The organism is Halopseudomonas nanhaiensis, from assembly GCF_020025155.1.
GTDB classification, from domain to species: domain Bacteria; phylum Pseudomonadota; class Gammaproteobacteria; order Pseudomonadales; family Pseudomonadaceae; genus Halopseudomonas; species Halopseudomonas nanhaiensis.
The window spans coordinates 1,207,094-1,225,063 of sequence record NZ_CP073751.1; the positions used below are offsets into that span (position 1 = coordinate 1,207,094).

General features: G+C 60.7%; 13 protein-coding genes. 4 read left to right on the forward strand and 9 right to left on the reverse strand.

Annotated elements, in window-relative coordinates; genetic code table 11:
• Positions 1–52 precede the first annotated feature (52 nt).
• The 7 genes from KEM63_RS05505 to arsS all read right to left on the reverse strand — a co-directional run bounded on the left by KEM63_RS05505 (position 53) and on the right by arsS (position 8,859).
• A complete protein-coding gene (locus tag KEM63_RS05505; RefSeq protein ID WP_223655196.1) occupies positions 53–1,249 on the reverse strand; it encodes an acyl-CoA dehydrogenase family protein in 1,197 nt (398 codons plus the stop codon).
• Positions 1,250–1,505: 256 nt separating this feature from the next.
• Positions 1,506–2,123 carry a TIGR04282 family arsenosugar biosynthesis glycosyltransferase gene (locus KEM63_RS05510; RefSeq protein ID WP_223655197.1) on the reverse strand — a complete coding sequence of 206 codons (618 nt, stop codon included), beginning with the start codon at positions 2,121–2,123 and terminating at the stop codon, positions 1,506–1,508.
• Complete coding sequence (locus KEM63_RS05515) at positions 2,120–2,812, reverse strand: TIGR04283 family arsenosugar biosynthesis glycosyltransferase (protein ID WP_223655198.1); 693 nt, start codon at positions 2,810–2,812, stop codon at positions 2,120–2,122. The genes KEM63_RS05510 and KEM63_RS05515 overlap by 4 nt, the downstream gene beginning before the upstream one ends.
• Positions 2,809–4,950: an FAD-dependent oxidoreductase gene (locus tag KEM63_RS05520; RefSeq protein WP_223655199.1), complete on the reverse strand. Its 2,142-nt coding sequence runs from the start codon at positions 4,948–4,950 to the stop codon at positions 2,809–2,811. The genes KEM63_RS05515 and KEM63_RS05520 overlap by 4 nt, the downstream gene beginning before the upstream one ends.
• Positions 4,947–5,912 (reverse strand): hypothetical protein, encoded by a 966-nt coding sequence (locus tag KEM63_RS05525; protein ID WP_223655200.1) that lies wholly within the window; start codon positions 5,910–5,912, stop codon positions 4,947–4,949. The genes KEM63_RS05520 and KEM63_RS05525 overlap by 4 nt, the downstream gene beginning before the upstream one ends.
• Positions 5,909–7,279 (reverse strand): SLC5/6 family protein, encoded by a 1,371-nt coding sequence (locus tag KEM63_RS05530; protein WP_223655201.1) that lies wholly within the window; start codon positions 7,277–7,279, stop codon positions 5,909–5,911. Before KEM63_RS05530 ends, KEM63_RS05525 begins: the two co-directional genes overlap by 4 nt.
• A 617-nt stretch (positions 7,280–7,896) precedes the next feature.
• Entirely contained in the window at positions 7,897–8,859 is a 963-nt protein-coding gene (gene arsS / locus KEM63_RS05535) for an arsenosugar biosynthesis radical SAM (seleno)protein ArsS (RefSeq protein WP_223655202.1), read from the reverse strand.
• A 114-nt stretch (positions 8,860–8,973) separates the two neighbouring features.
• Between arsS and KEM63_RS05540 the strand changes: the two genes are divergently transcribed.
• The gene (locus tag KEM63_RS05540; protein WP_223655203.1) at positions 8,974–9,813 is read left to right on the forward strand and encodes a class I SAM-dependent methyltransferase; all 840 of its coding nucleotides are present in this window, start codon (positions 8,974–8,976) and stop codon (positions 9,811–9,813) included.
• Here the strand turns inward: KEM63_RS05540 and KEM63_RS05545 are convergent, their stop codons facing one another.
• Complete coding sequence (locus KEM63_RS05545) at positions 9,814–10,845, reverse strand: helix-turn-helix transcriptional regulator (RefSeq protein WP_223655204.1); 1,032 nt, start codon at positions 10,843–10,845, stop codon at positions 9,814–9,816.
• A 455-nt stretch (positions 10,846–11,300) separates the two neighbouring features.
• Here KEM63_RS05545 and KEM63_RS05550 point away from each other — a divergent pair, with 455 nt between their 5' ends.
• Positions 11,301–13,196: a DUF1302 domain-containing protein gene (locus tag KEM63_RS05550; RefSeq protein WP_223655205.1), complete on the forward strand. Its 1,896-nt coding sequence runs from the start codon at positions 11,301–11,303 to the stop codon at positions 13,194–13,196.
• 28 nt (positions 13,197–13,224) lie between these two features.
• Complete coding sequence (locus tag KEM63_RS05555) at positions 13,225–14,595, forward strand: DUF1329 domain-containing protein (RefSeq protein WP_223655206.1); 1,371 nt, start codon at positions 13,225–13,227, stop codon at positions 14,593–14,595.
• A 210-nt stretch (positions 14,596–14,805) separates the two neighbouring features.
• Here the strand turns inward: KEM63_RS05555 and KEM63_RS05560 are convergent, their stop codons facing one another.
• Positions 14,806–15,855 (reverse strand): AraC family transcriptional regulator, encoded by a 1,050-nt coding sequence (locus KEM63_RS05560; RefSeq protein ID WP_223655207.1) that lies wholly within the window; start codon positions 15,853–15,855, stop codon positions 14,806–14,808.
• Positions 15,856–16,125: 270 nt separating this feature from the next.
• Here KEM63_RS05560 and KEM63_RS05565 point away from each other — a divergent pair, with 270 nt between their 5' ends.
• Positions 16,126–17,964 carry a DUF1302 domain-containing protein gene (locus tag KEM63_RS05565; protein WP_223655208.1) on the forward strand — a complete coding sequence of 613 codons (1,839 nt, stop codon included), beginning with the start codon at positions 16,126–16,128 and terminating at the stop codon, positions 17,962–17,964.
• The last annotated feature ends 6 nt before the right edge of the window (positions 17,965–17,970 follow it).

The window sequence follows — 17,970 nt, forward strand, 5'->3', positions numbered from 1 at the left end:
GCTGTGCGCAAATCCGCTTGCAGCTAGCCGCTCTTAACTTGTCGCTGTGTTTTTACAAATACCGACCCATCTCCAGCTTGGCGATGGTGTTCAGGTGAACCTCGTCCGGGCCGTCAGCCAGGCGCAGGGTGCGGGCCTTGGCGTAGGCGGAGGCGAGGAACGTATCCTGGCACACACCCTTGGCGCCGTGGATCTGGATGGCGCGGTCGATCACGTTGCACAGCATGGTCGGCGCGACGGCCTTGATCATGGCGATCTGCTGGCGTGCAACCTTGTTGCCATGCAGGTCCATGCTGCGAGCCGCGTGCAGGGTCAGCAGGCGAGCCTGATCGATTTCGCAACGCGACTTGGCAATCGCTTCGGGCACGCTACCCAGACGGTACAGCGGCTTGCCGAAGGCAACACGCTCGGCGGCGCGGCGGCACATGGCTTCCAGTGCGCGTTCGGCCTGGCCGATGGCGCGCATGCAGTGGTGGATACGGCCTGGCCCGAGGCGGCCCTGGGCGATCTCGAAGCCGCGGCCTTCACCCAGCAGAATGTTGGAGGCGGGTACGCGCACGTTCTCGTAGCGAATCTCGGCGTGGCCGTGCGGTGCATGGTCGTAACCGAATACATGCAGGTCACGCACGATGGTCACACCCGGCGCATCCAGCGGGACCAGGATCATGCTCTGCTGCAGGTGCTTGGGCGCATTCGGATCGGTCTTGCCCATGACGATGGCGATCTTGCAGTGCTCGTTCATGGCTCCCGAGGACCACCACTTGGTGCCGTTGATCACGTACTCGTCGCCTTCACGGCGAATCTCGCACTCGATGTTGGTAGCGTCGGACGAGGCAACGTCAGGCTCGGTCATCGAGAAGCACGAACGGATCTCGCCGGCCAGCAGCGGCTTGAGCCATTGCTCCTTCTGCTCTTCGTTGCCATAGCGTTCGATGGTTTCCATATTGCCGGTGTCCGGCGCGTTGCAGTTGAACACTTCACCGGCGAAGGAGACGCGACCGAGGATCTCGCAGATGTGCGCGTATTCCTCGTTGGACAGGCCGGCGCCGCGCTCGGAATGCGGCAGGAACATGTTCCACAGGCCCTGGCTTTTTGCCTTTTTCTTCAGCTCTTCGAGGATCGGCGGGTGGCCCCACTTGTTCTGCTTGACCTGCTCGTAGAAGGTGCCTTCATTTGGATAGATGTGCTCGTCCATGAAGGCTTCGACTTGCTGCTTGAGGTCCTTGATACGGGGGCTGAGTTCGAACATGTGGGCAGTTCCTATGAGGCTTCGATGTCATTCCGCGCCGGGGTTGGCGCACTGTTTTCGACCATATAGTCACCGAGACACAAGGAGAAGTATGTCCCACGGATGGAATGGGAATGCATAAGCAGGTCTGATAAGAGGCGGGGGCTACTATTGTTCAGGTTGTTTGAGCCGTGACGGGAGTCGCAATTGACCAGGGCGAGGAAGCTGTTGTTGATTCGGCATGATCGAGCGTTTTCCACCGACAGAAACGGCCAAATCAGACGGTAGGCCCTGCGCCATCTGCCTCGCGCACCGCACGATATCGGGCCAGATCAATCGGCTCGTCGACATCCCAGAGCGTGGGCCCTGTCCATAGCGACAACCCGGCCTCTTCCAGCCGCTGCCGGCTATCGTTCAGCACCTGATCATGACTCCAGGTCATGTCATGAAACGGTGCAGGATGGGTCTGGCGCTGGCCGATCAGTACGTAGCCGCCGTCTTCACTGGGCAGTATCGCGACGTCATGATCGGTCAGGGCCCGCTCGGCCTGTTGCAGATGTTGTATCTGTAGCTCCGGGCAGTCGGTGCCGATCAGCAAGGCGCCAGCGGGGTGCTCTTCGAAAGCCGCCTGCATGCGCGCGCCCAGATCGGCTCCACGCTGCACGCGCAGCGTAAGCGGGTAGCGCCTCGCTGCCTCGGCAAACAATGGCGCGTCAGTGTCCGGGGCGCAGTAGAGAACACGCTGGCCCGGCCAGGCCGCGGTCTGGGCCAGGGTTCTGTCAAACAGCTCGATGTACAAGTCCCGCGCGCCCTCCGCGCCCAGCTCCGGTATCAGTCGGGTCTTGACGGTTCCGGCGACTGGCGCCTTGGCGAATATCAACAGCGGGCGGCTCATGTCTGCTCCGATCGGCCGGGATAGTAGAGCCGCACGAGGCGGTCGGGCGAAACGCCCAGCCAATAGAGCAGTCGCAGCCACCACATCAGTACGATGGTGCGGCCAATGCCTTTCTCGATCCACCGCCGGCTCGAGGTCACCACCTTCGCGTCCAGGCACGCAGGCGGGGTCAGGTAGCGCAGCCTGCGTGTGAACTGGATGTCTTCCATCAGGGGGATGTTGCGGAAGCCTCCGAAGTCGCGGAACACCTGAGTGAGCATGAAGATGCCCTGGTCACCGGTGCAGATACGCGTGACTCGAGAGCGTTTGTTGATCATCCAGGCGACCAGATCCAGCCGTCGATTGCGCGGCTCGAAGCACAGATCGAACCGGCCCCACAGGTGTGTTTCATCAGCCAGAGCCTGGCGTATGAGCGCGAGGAAGCCGGATGGTAACAGCGTATCCGCGTGGAGAAAGAGCAGGGCGTCACCGGTCGCGAGTTCAGCGCCGGCGTTCATCTGACGCGCCCGACCGGGTGCGGTGACGCGCAGATGATCGACGAGCGGCGCGGCGATGTCGCGCGTCCGGTCGGTACTGCCGCCGTCGACCACGATAATTTCAACATCGTCACGCCAATGCTGGAGCCCGCTCAGGGTGCGTTGCAGCGTATCCTGCTCGTTCAGCGTAGGAATGATCACCGACAGCCTCAATCCAGCCTCCACCTGTGAAAGCGTGCAACCCAGCGCAGCAGTCCCTCGGGCGCATGGGCCTTTTTCCAGTTTCCAGCCGCGTACTTGTTCGCTTCGGCCATCGTCGGGTAACTGTGCACGGTCCCCAGCACCTTGTTCAACCCCAGATTATGTTTCATCGCCAGCACGTATTCGGCGATCAGTTCACCTGCATGTTCGCCGACGATGGTCACGCCGAGGATACGATCCTTGCCCGGCACGGTGAGCACCTTGACGAAGCCGGTACGCGCATCCTCGGCGATGGCCCGGTCCAGCTCGGACAGCTCGTATCGGGTCAGCTCGTAGGCAATGTTTCTGGCATTGGCCTCGGTCTCGGAGAGCCCCACCCGGGCGATCTCCGGATCTGTAAAGATGGCATGGGGCAGTACGCGGTAATCGACGCGGAAACGTTTGAACGGCCCGAACAACGCGTTGACTGCGGCATACCAGGCCTGGTGGCTGGCAGCGTGGGTAAGCTGATAGGGGCCGGTTACGTCGCCCACCGCATAGATATTCGGGAAGCGCGTCGCCAGGTAGTCATCTGTCTCCAGCGTCCCGTCATCGCGTAGCGCAAGATCGAGGGTTTGCGCACCGAATCCGTCGGTGTTCGAGGCTCGCCCGGTGGCTACCAGCACTGCGTCGAAGTCACGGGTCAGGCACTGGTCCGTCTGCAGGTCGCGCAGCGTCACCTGCTGCACGCCATCGACCCGGTGGAAACCTTGCGGGTCGTGGCGCAAAAGCACCTCGACGCCGTCTTCGCGCATGGACGCGATGACCAGTTCACTCACTTCCGGGTCTTCGCTGGGTAGCAACCGATCACCGCGCTGAATCTGCAGCACCGTGCAGCCCAGCCGCTGGAAAGCCTGGGCCAGCTCGCAGCCGATCAGCCCGCCGCCGATGACCAGCAGCCGCTCCGGCCGTTCGCGCAGATTCCAGATCGTCTCGGAGGTATACAGGGCCATCTCGTTCAGGCCCGGGATCGGCGGAACCTTGGGCCTGCCACCGGTAGCGACGATGATGTTGCGGGTGGTGAGCGTGCGGTCACCCACCTGCACGGCCCAGGGCGAGATGATCGTCGCGGTATCCTTGAACACTTCCACGCCCAGTTCGGTGTACCGCTCGACCGAATCATGCGGTGCGATCTCGGCCACGGTTGCCTGCACCCGCTCCATGACCCTCGGGAAATCCACCTCGGCTGAGGCGTGACTGTACCCCAGCCGATGGGCGCGCCTGACGTCGGCGGCCAGGCGCGCCGATCGGATCAGCGTTTTTGACGGCACACATCCGGTATTGAGGCAGTCTCCGCCCATCTCGTTCTTTTCCACCAGGCTGACCTGCGCCTTCACGGCAGCGGCAATATAGGCGCTCACCAGTCCGCCACTGCCTGCTCCGATCACCACCAGATTGCGGTCGAAACGCTTCGGCTTGTCCCACCCCTTGTAGACCCGCCGGGCCTTGACCCATTCGAGGATCTTGCGTGCCACCAGCGGAAACAGGCCGAGCAGAACGAAGGCGCCGATCAGGCCGGGCGACAGAATGCCGCCCAGCGTTTCCACCTGCGCCAGTTCGCGGCCGGCGTTCACGTAGACCAGCGTGCCCGGCAGCATCCCCAGCTGGCTGACCCACCAGAAGGTACGCACGCGTATACGTGTCAGGCCCATCACCAGATTGATGATGAAGAACGGAAACGCCGGCACCAGCCGCAGCGCGAAGAGATAGAAGGCGCCGTCGCGCTCTATGCCGCGATCAATCGGTTCGATCTGGCGCCCGAAGCGTTTGGCTACCCAGTCGCGCAGGAAAAACCGGCTGATCAGCATCGCCAGCGTCGCGCCCGCGGCCGAAGCGAAGGAGACCAGCAGCAGCCCCCAGCCCAGCCCGAACAGCGCGCCCCCGACCAGCGTCATCACCGCTGCGCCGGGCAGCGAGAGCGCGGTGACCAGCACGTAGATCGCCACAAAGGCCCCTGCAGCGGTCAACGGCTGCGCCGCCACCCATTGCTCGAGTGAGCTCTGGTGCGCCTTGAGCGCTTCCAGGCTCAGGTACTGATGCAGATCGAAGATGACGAACGCTGCAATGAGCGCGGCTAACGCCAGCAAGGCTATCCAGCGGGTGGCTTTCACAGATTCAGATCCTCCATGGAACACAGGGTACTTGCGAGTCGAAAGCCTCCGGACAGAGCCGCTTCGGGTGCCGAATCGGCGCCGTGCAGGATACGCTCACGATATGACAGTTGTGCGGGCGATCCGGCAGGCCACTGCGAATCGAAATCCACCATGAAGGCCTGATGATCGTAGTTGAGCGGGAGGGCCTCGACTACCAGCCCTTCGAATACTGTCCGATACAAGGCGCTGGCATGCGCGTGAGTACTGATGCGCGTCACCACTCCGTAGCGTCCGTTATTGAAGTTGGGCAGTCCCGTCGCGCCATTGTTGATCACCACGCCGTGCTCGAGTTGCAGAGCGGCCGCGGCGCAGGTGTGGCTGGTGGCGAGGACGCTCAGGTCGGATCCGGCAAGCCAGGCATCCAGCTCGCGGCGGCGCTCAGGCTGTTGCAACGCCGTGCGATCACAGCCCCAGCCAGCCAAAGAGTGTTCATCGCCATGGGTAATGGCGATGCGGTGTCCTGCCACATCGACCAGCGCGGTGGCAGGGCGGCCGGCCAATGTGTCACGCATCCCCGGCAAACCGGATACCGTGCGCGCCAGGCTGGCGTGAATCTGGTTCGACCAGTCCACGGTGTCGTCCGGCACGTCGTCCGGATAGGCGCAGCCACAGCCGGCGTCACCGGGCTCGCTGCGCCCGAGCTCGGTTTCCACGTTCCCGCGCAGGACGGTATGCCCGCCAAGCCCGGCTTCGATCTCGGTGAATATCGCTGCGGAGCAATCGAACCAATGCGCATCGCCATTGAACACAACCCGTGCTGCCGGTTCGCTGGTCAATCGTCGCTGCAACGCGGTCAGGGCCTGTCGGTTGCCGTACAGCCCGCCAACCACATAGAGGGTGTCACAGCCAAATAGCGGACTGCCTGTGAAACTGTCCGCCGGCAGACGGTAGTCCAGGGGGCACTCACGACCCGCCCTCATCGGCGCGCCATCCCGCCGGCAAGCAGATAAAGCCCCGTGCAGAGCAGCAGACCGTAGAGGTTGGTGCCGAGGAGCAGCGCATACTTGCCATCGCCAATGGCCCAGCTGTCAGGAATCCAGTTCAGGGTCAGGGCGACGCCAAGCGCCAGACCAGTCCAGAAACTCAGGTGAAACGCAGTTGCCGTCGGACGAACGAGTCCGTGCAGCACGAACGCCGGAGCCAGACCCATGACCATGGTGCCGCTGATCGTCGTGGCCTTGAGAATATCGGTCCCGGCGAGCATGGGCAGGTTGCCGAGCAGGGCGAACACCGCCATCGCGGCCATGCCCAGCCCCACTGCACGGGTCCCCAGATCGCGGCCCGCTAGTGCCGGAAGCTCACGTCCGGTCAGGCGTGCCAGGCTGGAGAAGGTCGAGTCCAGGGTCGAGCCGGCTGCGGAAATCATCACGATGGTCATCACCAGCAGCGCACCGATGCCCAGTGAGCGGGCCAGCGCGGCAGGCACGTTGGACGATGCGCCGACCCCGACAAGGTCTGCATGAACACCGATCAGACTGAATGCCAGGATGGCGAAGAAGCCCAGCACGCCGGCGATGGTGAAGGCGCGCAGCATACTGCGTTCCTGGCTGATGAAGCCGCGATCGGTCAGCACCGGGTCATGGAACGGGTAGCTGACCAGTTGCAGGCAGGCGACCAGCAACAGATCCACGCCTGCATCGAGTGCCCAGGAGCTGGTGCTGGTCAGCTCTGCTGGGGAGTGCTGCGGCAATACCAGCCACAACACACACACCAGCGCCAGGACAAAAATGCCCGCCTGCGCGGCATCGGTGAGAATCGAGCTGCGCAGACCGCCGCGCAGGCTGTAGGCGAGCGTGACGGCAGTGAACAGCAGCGCGGAGATGACGAAGGGTGCAGTGCCGGGCTCGCCGTAGTACCCGCCGACCACGGCCGTGTTGCTCCACACCTCGTTGAACAAGCGAATCAGGATAGCGGCGGAGAAGGCCAGGGCGGCTGCACGGCCGTAGTTGCTGGTGAGAAAGCTGACCAGACTGGTGGCAGCGAAGCGCCGGCGCAGGCGGTAGATGACCAGGCCGCATAGCGGTATCGAGAGCCAGTAAGTGGCATAGGCCAGCCCGCCGACGAGGCCGAACTCGGCGCCCAGGTTCGCCGCATTGGTCACCGATTTGGCGAAGATCCAGCTGATGAAGATGCTCGTGGTCAGCAGCCACGGCGACGCGCTGCGGCCCTGGCTATCTTCGCCGTTGAAAAAGCCGCCGGCGGTCACCGTACGTGGTGACAGCCAATACATCAGCCCGCCATAGGCAAGCAGAAACCCCCAGAAAAACACGCCCAGCGAACCGGACATTCCCATACCTCATCCCCTGATTTCATTCCTTGGTTCACGCAGCCGTTTGCCTCGTGGCGTGCGGATTTCGCTTCGCGGTCATGCCCGCTCCTACATGACGATTCCCGGCTTGCTGCAGGAGCGCGCTTGAGCGCGAAAGCGGACGAGCAGACGACGCTGAGCTTAACCCCTTCGCGGTCATGCCCGCTCCTACACGATGGCGATTCCCGGGTTGCTGTAGGAGCGCGCTTGAGCGCGAAAGCAGACGAGCAGACGACGCTGAGCTCAACCCCTTCGCGGTCATGCCCGCTCCTACACGATGGCGATTCCCGGGTTGCTGTAGGAGCGCGCTTGAGCGCGAAAGCGGACGAGCAGACGACGCTGAGCTTAACCCCTTCGCGGTCATGCCCGCTCCTACACGATGGCGATTCCCGGGTTGCTGTAGGAGCGCGCTTGAGCGCGAAAGCAGACGAGCAGACGACGCTGAGCTCAACCCCTTCGCGGTCATGCCCGCTCCTACACGATGGCGATTAGCGGCTTGCTGTAGGAGCGCGCTTGAGCGCGAAAGCGGACGAGCAGACGACTCATAGCTCAAGTCCTTCGCAATCCTTCCCGGCCCTACCAATCCGCGCTTCGCGCTATCCCAATGCACCCCCGCAGCTGGAACCCTGTCCGGCCGTACAGGCAAAACAGTGATCGCGCGTCGCAATCGGACGGCCTTCCACGCGTGCCGTGAGCAGGTCGCGCAGATGGCTTCGGTCGCTGGTGATCAGTGGTGCCGGCAGGTCGAGCATCTGATTGAAGTCGCAATCATACAGGTAGCCCTGCCAGTCCACGCTGACCTGCGAACGGCACATCAATCCTGGCACGTTGGCTTCGCTGAAGTTGTCACGCAGCAGCTGCATGTAGCCGTTGAACTGGCCCTTGCTGACCAGTGTGCTACCGAAGCGGGCAATGGGCTGATTGGTAATGGTATGCAGCGCGTTGAAGCGGATGCCGAAGTCTTCCAGGAGATGCTGTTTATAGTCCGCCTCCAGTGCCTGCTGGGGTGGCGGCAGGCTTGGACCCTGCGGGTTGTAGACCAGGTTCAGCTCCAGACCACTGCCGTCCTGCCCATAGCCCAGGGCGTTGAGCTGCTGCAGGCCGGCGATGCTGCGCTCGAACACGCCATCGCCGCGCTGCTTGTCGACGTTGTCCCGAGAGTAACAGGGCAGGGACGCCGACACGTGCACGCGCTGGTCGGCGAGAAAGTCGCCCACCCACGCGTAACCCGGTTCAGAAAGAATGGTCAGATTGCAGCGATCGATGACCTGCAGATCGGTCGCGCGCGCATGCCTGACGATATCGCGAAACCGAGGGTGCATCTCCGGCGCGCCGCCGGTGAGATCCAGTGTACCGACCGGGTGGGCATCGATAACCGCGAACAGCGCTTCTATGACCGCGTCGGTCATGGCCTCGGTACGCGTCGGCCCGGCATTGACATGACAATGCAGGCAGCGCTGGTTGCACTGATAGGTGAGATTGACCTGCAGCACCTGCAGCGCCCCGCGCCGAATGGCGGGGAAGTCGAGTTCATTCAATAACGGCAGGGTGTCATGCACGCGCTCACCTCACTAGTCACTAAGTCCGTACAAGGGTTACATGAACTCGCCTAGTCATAAAGCACTCATATATGTCTGACTATGAGGGTAGATCACGCCAAGGGGAGACCGCGAATGCGACCACTGATTTTAGCTGCCATGTTGTTGCTGCCTGCTGCAGGGATGGCACAGCAGCCCACCGTTCCGACGCCGCAGATGGATCCGGAACAACAACAGGCTCTGAAGAAAGCCATTGGCGCCCCGACTCGCTCTATCACCAACGTGGTTCGCGATGCCTACCGCAACCCCGAACACACCCTGGCTTTCTTCCAGGTGCAGCCCCAGCATACGGTGGTTGAAGCCTGGCCCGGCGAAGGCTGGTACACCGAGATCCTCGCCCCCTATCTGAAGGAAGACGGTCAACTGATCGCTGCTCATTTCGATCCGGACGCCGACTCGGATTACCAGCAGCGCTCCCTGAACGATTTCAAGCGCAAGCTGGAAGATCCTCGCGGCATCTACGACTCCGTCCGCGTGTCCGTACTGAACTACGATCCGGACACGCCGATCGCCGAGCCGGAAAGCGCCGACCGGGTGCTTACCTTCCGCAATGTGCATAACTGGCTGGCCGCCGGTAAGGACGAAACGCGGCTGGTATTCAGCAAGTTCCATGCAGCGCTCAAGCCCGGCGGCATGCTAGGCGTCGTCGAGCACCGGGCGCTGCCCGACACCGATCTGCAACAGATGATCGAAACCGGCTACGTCACCGAGCAACTGGTGATCGAGTTGGCGGAAGAGGCAGGGTTCGAACAGGTGGGGAGCAGCCCGGTCAACGAAAACCCTCAGGATACGAAGGATCACCCTGAGGGCGTCTGGACCTTGCCGCCGACACTCAAGCTCGGCGACGAGAACCGCACTACCTACCTGGCTATTGGCGAAAGCGACCGCATGACGCTGTTGTTCAGAAAGAAGTGATCACACCAGGCTGACGATCTGCCGGCGAAACGCCGTCGGGCTCATGTCAGTCCAGCGGCGGAAAGCCCGGGTAAAGCTGCTCGGGTCGAGGAAGCCCAGTTCATACGCGATGCTGGTGAGCGACAGCTCGCCATGGCTGATCATTCTGATCGCCGCCTCCTTGCGCACTTCATCGACCAGCTGCTCGTAGGACGTGCCTTCCTGGCTGAGCTTGCGGCGCAGATGTCGCGGACTGATGTTCAACGGAGCAGCCACGCGTTCCACACTGACGTCCCCCGAGCCAAGCAGGTTCTGGATTCGACGCTTTACCTGGTCGATCAGATCGTTGCTTGGCAGGTTCGATAGCAAATCCTCCATGGCTTCGACAAAGCGCGGCAGCAGGAAGCTGTCTGCGGTCGCCAGCGGCTCGCCCAGCGCGGTGTACGGGAGGGTGAAGCGGTACTCGTCCCCTGACGTCAGCGTCCGCGCGCCAAGCAGCCGTGCGCATTCCTCCAGCTCAGATCCGCCGCGCTGCAGTTGCGCGTCGAGGACGAGTTCGATGTTGTCATGGTCCAGTTGTTCGAACAGCCGTCCTAGATACCCCATTACTGCCTCCATGTGATGCAGGTGAGGCTCGCCCAGCGGATGAAGATGAAGGAAGGCGAACTCGTCCTCGATGCGCAACTCAAGCTTCACCTGCGTACTGACAATCGGGAAAAACCGCGTGAGATGCTTCAGCGCCGTGGCCAGATCCGGGCTGGCAAGTGTGGTCAATCCGATCGCGTTGAGCGGGGTAGGGCGAAAAACACGGTTGATACGCAAGCCGAAGAAGGGGTCATCCGCGAGGCGGGCCGCCTCGCTCCAGATCAACGAGCAGGATGCCTGGTCGAGGAAGCCCGACTGCGCCTGGGATACCTGCACTAGATTGTGCGCCAGGCTGGAAGCCTCCAGCGTCCGGCCGTACTGACGCAGCGCCTGGTTCATCACTGGAACCCAGAAGGCGCGCTCGCGAACACGATTAACCGGGGCAATTTTCCGTCCTTCGATTGGCATTGAGGGTCCTGGAGCCAAGGGGTTGAGCCAACATCGTTTTTTGTATTATTGCGAGATAAATCAAAGGAAAAAAGGCTTGCTTTGGCGAAAGCCTGTTTCGCCAAGCGAACAAATGGGTGCTTGATCGCTGATTTGCTTTTCTCAATTCCTCTGTCCGCCGCCTTGGCTGCATGGAAAACGGGCGGTCCGCACGGAGATGGATACAATGCCCGTTCTAGAGGGGTTTTTCCATAGGATCGACTAACTTTCCCCGCCGCGGGCTACGAGCGCGGTTGCGTGCTTATCGCTCTTAATAAGGCTGCTTATTATCGCGATTCATTGTATGAATGGCCGTGCGGGCCAAGAATGTTGGCCGCCTGGGGCAGGTTTTCCCGCTTGGGCTCGTGACAGACTGCTTCTGCCCTGAACGTGTCTTTAGACGCGCAGGTAGATGTCACCCCAAACGGAGCAGCACAATGACAAAAAAAATGCATGCTTGGCCGGTTGCGGCCTTGCCATTGGCGATCGGCCTGGCCAGCTTTGCCGGATCGGCGCACGCAGTGAATTTCAACCTCGGGCCCGTGGAGGCGCAGTTCGACTCGCAGCTGTCCATCGGCGCGAGCATGTCTACCCAGAGCGCGGACAAGCGTTTCATTCACACGCTCAGCGGTGGCGAAGCCGCGGCACGTACTTCGGACGATGGTCGTCTGAACTACGAAGCCGGTGATTATTTCTCCAAGATTTTCAAGGGTGTCCACGACCTCGAACTGCGCTACGGCGATTCCGGCGCATTCTTCCGCGGCAACTACTGGTACGACTTCGAAACCAAGGACGGCAGCCAGCGCTTTTATGACATTCAGGAAGATGGCCGTCATCCGCTGCAGAAAGGCTCGGGCGTCCAACTGCTCGACGCGTTTGTGTACCACAACTATTTCATCGGCAACAATCCGGGCAACGTCCGCCTAGGTAAGCAGGTTGTCAGCTGGGGCGAAAGCACCTTTATCGGCAACTCGATCAACTCGATCAACCCGATTGACGTGGCAGCCATCCGCCGCCCGGGCGCAGAGCTGAAAGAAGCACTGCTGCCAGTCGAGATGCTCTACCTGTCCCAGGGTCTGACCGAGAACCTGAGCATGGAAGCCTTCTACCAGCTCAAGTGGCGCGAGACCGTGCTGGACAACTGCGGCACCTTCTTCGGTTCCGATACGCTGGCGCGTGGTTGCACTGATCGCCTGGTCGTTACCGGCTCTGACTTCCCGCAGGGCGCCACCCCTACTGGTAGCTACATCGTGCGTGAGCGCAAGGATGAGCACGCAGAGGACGATGGTCAGTTCGGTGTAGCATTTCGCTGGTTCGTGCCTGAGCTGAATGACTCCGAGTTCGGCTTCTATGCGATGAATTACCACAGCCGCACGCCGATCTACTCGAACGTGGCAGGTAATCAGTTATTGCCCGGCCAGACTGCGCAAGCCTATGGCAGGATTCTGCGAGGTGAGGCGCCACTGCCTCCTGGCGTCACAGCAGCGCAACTTCAGGCCGCTATTCCAGGTCTCCTTGCTGCGGCGCAGGCCGGCACCATCGAGGGTTATGACGGCAGCACCGGCCCCGCTGGTTACTTCTTCGAATTTCCTGAAGATATTCGCCTCTACGGCATGAGTTTCCAGACCATGGTCGGCCCGGCTTCCGTCGGTGGTGAGATCAGCTACCGCCCCAACATGCCGCTGCAGATCAATACTGGCGACATGAGTCGTACTGCGCTGAATCTGGGGCAGGATAATACGCACCGTGACTATGCTGGCTCCACTCCAGGCACATACATCAAAGGCTACGAGCGCAAGGAATTCTGGCAGGCCCAGGTGACGGCCGTTCACTTCATTGACCGCGTGCTCGGAGCAAGCCGTCTGTCGCTGGTCGGGGAAGCGGGTGCCAACTACATCAGCGGTCTGAGCGATAAGAATGGCACCACCAAGTTCGGTCGTGACTCGCTCTTCGGCCAAAGCCCCTTCGAGAATGGCACGTGCTCATCCAACCAGGGCACCGCTGTGGCTGATCGCTCGCCCAACGCGGCCAGCTGGTGTGAAAACGATGGTTATTTCACCGACTGGTCCTACGGCTATCGTATCCGTGCCGCCCTGGATTACGCCAACGTGTTTGCCGGTATCAACCTGAGCCCCAGCCTCGCCTGGTCGCATGACATCGAGGGTTACAGCCCGAACTTCACTGAAGATGCCAAGTCGATCAGCGTCGCGCTCAATGCCGATTACGGCAACAAGTACAACGCCTCGATCAGCTACACCGATTTCTTCGACGGTAAGTACAACACCGCTGTTGACCGCGACTTCGCCGCGCTCAGCCTAAGCGTGACTTTCTAACAAGACCGGCTATCAGGAGAAAAATAATATGCGTATAGCAACAACTCTTATCGGTGCAGGCGGCCTGGCCCTCAGCATCCTCGCCACCAGCGTGATGGCGCAAAGCCTGTCGCAGGATGAAATCAACAAGCTCGGTAACGAGCTGACGCCGATCGGTGCGGAAAAGTCGGGCAACGCTGCCGGCACCATTCCGGAATGGACCGGCGGTCTGAGCCCGGAAGCCGGTGCCGAGCTGGAGCGCAACTTCCGTGAGAATCCGGTCAAGGCCGAGCAGCCGCAGTTCACCATCACGGCGCAGAACTACCAGGAGCACAAGGAGCACCTGACCCCGGGCCAGGTCGCCATGTTCGAACGGTATCCTGACAGCTTCACGATGCCGGTTTACGAGACCAAGCGCACCGTTTCCTTCCCGCAGGAAGTGTACGACCAGGTCAAGAAGACCGCTGGCGAAGCGAAGCTGGTCAACGGCGGTGACGGTATCGAAAACTTCAGCCACGGCTCGTTTGCCTTCCCGATCCCCAAGTCGGGCGCAGAAGTGGTGTGGAACCACATGACGCGCTATCGCAAGAACATCAAGCGTTCCTACGTTCAGGCGATGCCGCAGACCAATGGCTCCTACACCCTGATCAAGTTCGAGGAAGAAGCGGCCTACCCGCAGTACATGAACGACGTGGACCTGGAGAAGGCGTCCAACACACTGCTGTATTTCAAGCAGCGGGTAAACGCGCCGTCGCGCCTGGCAGGTAACGTACTGCTGGTACACGACACCCTGGATCAGCTGAAGGAGCCGCGCATGGCGTGGGTCTACAACGCTGGCCAGCGTCGCGTACGCCGCGCTCCCCAGGTGGCGTATGACGGCCCGGGTACTGCTTCGGACGGCATGCGTACTTCCGACAACTTCTCCATGTACAACGGCGCACCTGACCGGTACGAGTGGAAGCTGGTGGGCAAGAAGGAAATCTACGTTCCGTACAACAGCTACAAGCTGGTTGATCCGAAGCTGAAGTACGACGATATCCTGAAGGCCGGCCACATCAACCCGGAACACACCCGGTTCGAGTTGCACCGCGTGTGGGAAGTGCAGGGCAACGTGAAGGACGGGCAGCGCCACATTTACGCGCAGCGTAATTTCTTCGTGGACGAGGATTCCTGGCTGATCAACCTGGCTGATCATTACGACGGTCGCGGCACCCTGTGGCGCGTTGGCGAGGGTCACATCGCCCACGCCTACCATGAGCAGCTGCCTGGCTACGCGGCGGAAACGCTGTATGACCTGGTTGCCGGTCGTTATATCGCGCTGGGTATGTATAACGAAGAATCGTCGGCGCCGCAGTATGGCACCAACCCTTCGTACAACGAGTTCACCCCGGCCGCTCTGCGCGCCTCGGGCGTTCGTTGATCGGTACCGTTTGGGTGTGACAGAAAAGGGGCCTTCGGGCCCCTTTTTTTGTTCTGCTTTTGGCTTTAGAGCGCCTGTGGGAGGCGCGACCCGCGGCGGCTGTGCGCTACGACTTGAAGGCAAACAGGATTGTCGGTGGGAGAGGCGTCCCCGCCGCGATGGCGGCCGGTCGGCCGCCTGGAGTGGTGCTGATCAGTGCAGGGAGAAGCCTTAAACCGCTGCCGCCCCCAGCTTGCTCTGCGACTGGTCCTTGAACGCGGTAGGACTCATGCCAGTCCAGCGACGGAACGCTCGGGTAAAGCTGCTGGGGTCCAGAAAGCCCAGCTCGAATGCGATACGGCCAAGGTTGAGCTTGCCCTCACGGATCAGCCGCATGGCCAGTTCCATACGCACTTCATCCAGCAGCTTTTCATAGGTGGTCTGCGTTTCGCTGAGCTTGCGGCGCAGGTGGCGCGGGCTCATGTTGAACGGCGTTGCCACCATTTCTTCGGACACCTCGCGCTGGGCAACCAGCAGACGGATCCGCTGTTTCACCTGCTCGGCAAAGTTCACGTTCGGCAGATCGCCCAGCATGTCTTCCAGTGACGCATCCAGCCGCTTGCGCAGGAATGCATCGGCAGAGGGAAGCGGGTTGCGCAGCATCGCGCGACTCATGCGCACGGCAACGCGCTTCGCGCCCAGTCGTACCTTGCCGCTCAACACTGATTCGCAGTAGGCGCGCGTCCCTTCATGCTCGCCTGCAAGGCGCGTCTCCAGCACCAGCGGTGTGTGGCCGTTCTCCAGCGAAGCCCAGATTTTCGCGCACTGGGCCACCACCGCTTCGATATGTAGCGGGTGCGGCGTGCCACGCGGCTCGAAATAGATAGTGAAATACTGGTCGTCTTCAACGGAGTACAGCTGGACCTGTGTGCTGAACACCGAGATGTAGCGCAGCACACGCTTCACCGCGTCGCCAACCGTCTCGCTGGACACTGCCGCAAGACCAAGAACCTTGAGTGTGTTCGAGCAATAGGTCTGCCCCATGCGAAGCCCGAAGCACTCGTCCTCGGTCAAGCGGGCAGCGGCATGCCACAGGCGATTCATGTCGGTCTGGGTAATCTGTGCGAGGCTTTGATCTGTAGGTACGCAGTGTTGGCGCAGGTCTGCTGGCAGATCACGCAGCGATTTGCCGTACTGTTCCATGGTCCGGGCGATGCCCTGAGCCCAGAATGCCCGTTCCTGCAACCGTTCACAGGGCAGCGGATGGAGAATCTGATTCATTCTCGCCTCTCGTCAATTTTCTTGTTCTTATTGATACGCGATCGTGTGCCCGATCGTCGTCCGAGGCTCTAAATTGCTATATTAGGTAAACAAATGCAACAGATTATTCCGCCGGGCAATTGCTGTCATTCATTCGTTGAATGTCCATGTGAGACAAGAGATTCGTCCGAATCGGACAAATGCTTTTGTAAAGCCGTGACAGACTAATCACCGATGCCAGAGCCATCCCGAAGGCCTGGCACTCGTGATTCATTCTAACGGAGCAGCACAATGACAAAAAAAATGCATGCTTGGTCGCTCGCCGCATTGCCTCTGGCAATTGGTCTGGCCAGCTTCTCTGGCTCAGCCGCCGCAGTCACCTTCAATCTTGGCGAAGTCCGCGGGCAGTTAGACTCTCAGCTGTCCATCGGTGCCAGTATGTCCACCCAGAGCGCGGACAAGCGTTTCATCCATACTCAGACCGTTCGTGACGGCGAGTTCATGAACGGCGAAGCGGCTGCTCGTACCTCAGACGATGGTCGTTTGAACTACGATGCAGGCGACGTGTTCTCCAAGATCTTCCGCGGCGTACATGATCTCGAGCTCAATTACGGCGACTCCGGCGCCTTCATCCGCGGTAAGTACTGGTACGACTTCGAAACCAAGGATGGCAGCCAGCGCTTCTATGATATCGACGACTCCGGTCGCGATCCGCTGGTAAAAGGCTCCGGCGTCGAGCTGCTCGATGCGTTCGTTTACCACAACTATTTCATCGGCAATAACCCGGGCAACGTTCGCCTGGGCCGCCAGGTGGTGAGCTGGGGTGAAAGTACCTTCATCGGTAACTCGATCAACTCCATCAACCCGATCGACGTCGCTGCATTCCGCCGCCCGGGTGCGGAGATCAAGGAAGGCCTGCTCCCGGTCGAGATGCTGTATTTCTCCCAGGGCCTGACTGAAAACCTGAGCATGGAAGCGTTTTATCAGCTCAAGTTCCAGGAAACTGTGCTGGATAACTGCGGTACCTTCTTCGGTTCTGACACACTTGCCACCGGTTGTAACGATCGTCTGGTCGTAGCGGGCCAGGATTTCCCGATGGGCGAACAGCCTGCTGGCACGTACATCGTGCGCGCAAAGAAAGATCAGGAAGCATCTGACAGTGGGCAATACGGCGTTGCATTCCGTTGGTTCGTTCCTGCGTTGAATGATACTGAGTTCGGCTTGTACGCGATGAACTATCATAGCCGTACTCCGATTTACTCCAGTGTTGCCGGTCTGCCACCGGGCGTGGGCAACCCGATACCGGGTCTGAACGGTGTCAACGGTCCTGCAGGCTATTTCTTCGAATATCCTGAAGACATTCGGTTGTACGGTGTTAGCTTCCAGACCAGCATTGCCGGCACGTCGGTCGGTGGTGAGCTGAGCTATCGTCCGAATATGCCTTTGCAGATTAATACCGGTGATCAAAGCCGTTTGGCTCTGGTTAACGCTGCGACGGGTCAAGACAACACGCACCGCGGTTTGGCCATTGGGCCGGCTGGTATCGGCTCTGACATTCCGGGTTACGAGCGCGAAGAGTTCTATCAGGCCCAAATCACTGCCATTCACTTCATTGATCGCGTGCTGGGCGCTAGCCGTCTGTCTCTGGTCGGTGAGCTCGGTGTGAACTACATCGGTGGTATCGGTGAGATGCGCTACGGTCGTGACTCGTTGTTCGGACAAAGCCCGTACAATCCAGGCGACGTAGGTCCTCCCGGTGTCGTAGCTGGTCAATGCTCGTCCTTCCAGGGCACCGCACCCGCCGCTGGCCGTTCGCCGAACGCAGCCAGCTGGTGTGAAGACGACGGCTTCATGACTGACTGGTCTTACGGCTACCGTCTGCGCGCTGCGCTGGATTACTCCAACGTGTTCATGGGCGTCAACCTGTCGCCGAGCCTGACCTGGTCGCATGACGTTGAAGGTTACAGCCCGAACTTTACCGAGAACGCCAAGGCGATCAGCCTGGGTCTGAACGCCGACTATGCGAACAAGTACAGCGCGTCGCTGAGCTACACCGACTTCTTCGACGGCAAGTACAACACCGCAGTTGACCGTGACTTCGCGTCGCTCAGCTTCAGTGTGACTTTCTAAGACTGG

Excerpts from the sequence above, each read along its gene's own strand:
- KEM63_RS05540 (WP_223655203.1), top strand. The coding sequence starts at position 8,974 with ATGCGACCACTGATTTTAGCTGCCATGTTGTTGCTGCCTGCTGCAGGG.
- KEM63_RS05525 (WP_223655200.1), bottom strand. The coding sequence starts at position 5,912 with ATGAGGGCGGGTCGTGAGTGCCCCCTGGACTACCGTCTGCCGGCGGAC.
- KEM63_RS05545 (WP_223655204.1), bottom strand. The coding sequence starts at position 10,845 with ATGCCAATCGAAGGACGGAAAATTGCCCCGGTTAATCGTGTTCGCGAG.
- KEM63_RS05510 (WP_223655197.1), bottom strand. The coding sequence starts at position 2,123 with ATGAGCCGCCCGCTGTTGATATTCGCCAAGGCGCCAGTCGCCGGAACC.
- KEM63_RS05530 (WP_223655201.1), bottom strand. The coding sequence starts at position 7,279 with ATGTCCGGTTCGCTGGGCGTGTTTTTCTGGGGGTTTCTGCTTGCCTAT.
- KEM63_RS05505 (WP_223655196.1), bottom strand. The coding sequence starts at position 1,249 with ATGTTCGAACTCAGCCCCCGTATCAAGGACCTCAAGCAGCAAGTCGAA.
- KEM63_RS05555 (WP_223655206.1), top strand. The coding sequence starts at position 13,225 with ATGCGTATAGCAACAACTCTTATCGGTGCAGGCGGCCTGGCCCTCAGC.
- KEM63_RS05550 (WP_223655205.1), top strand. The coding sequence starts at position 11,301 with ATGACAAAAAAAATGCATGCTTGGCCGGTTGCGGCCTTGCCATTGGCG.
- KEM63_RS05565 (WP_223655208.1), top strand. The coding sequence starts at position 16,126 with ATGACAAAAAAAATGCATGCTTGGTCGCTCGCCGCATTGCCTCTGGCA.
- KEM63_RS05560 (WP_223655207.1), bottom strand. The coding sequence starts at position 15,855 with ATGAATCAGATTCTCCATCCGCTGCCCTGTGAACGGTTGCAGGAACGG.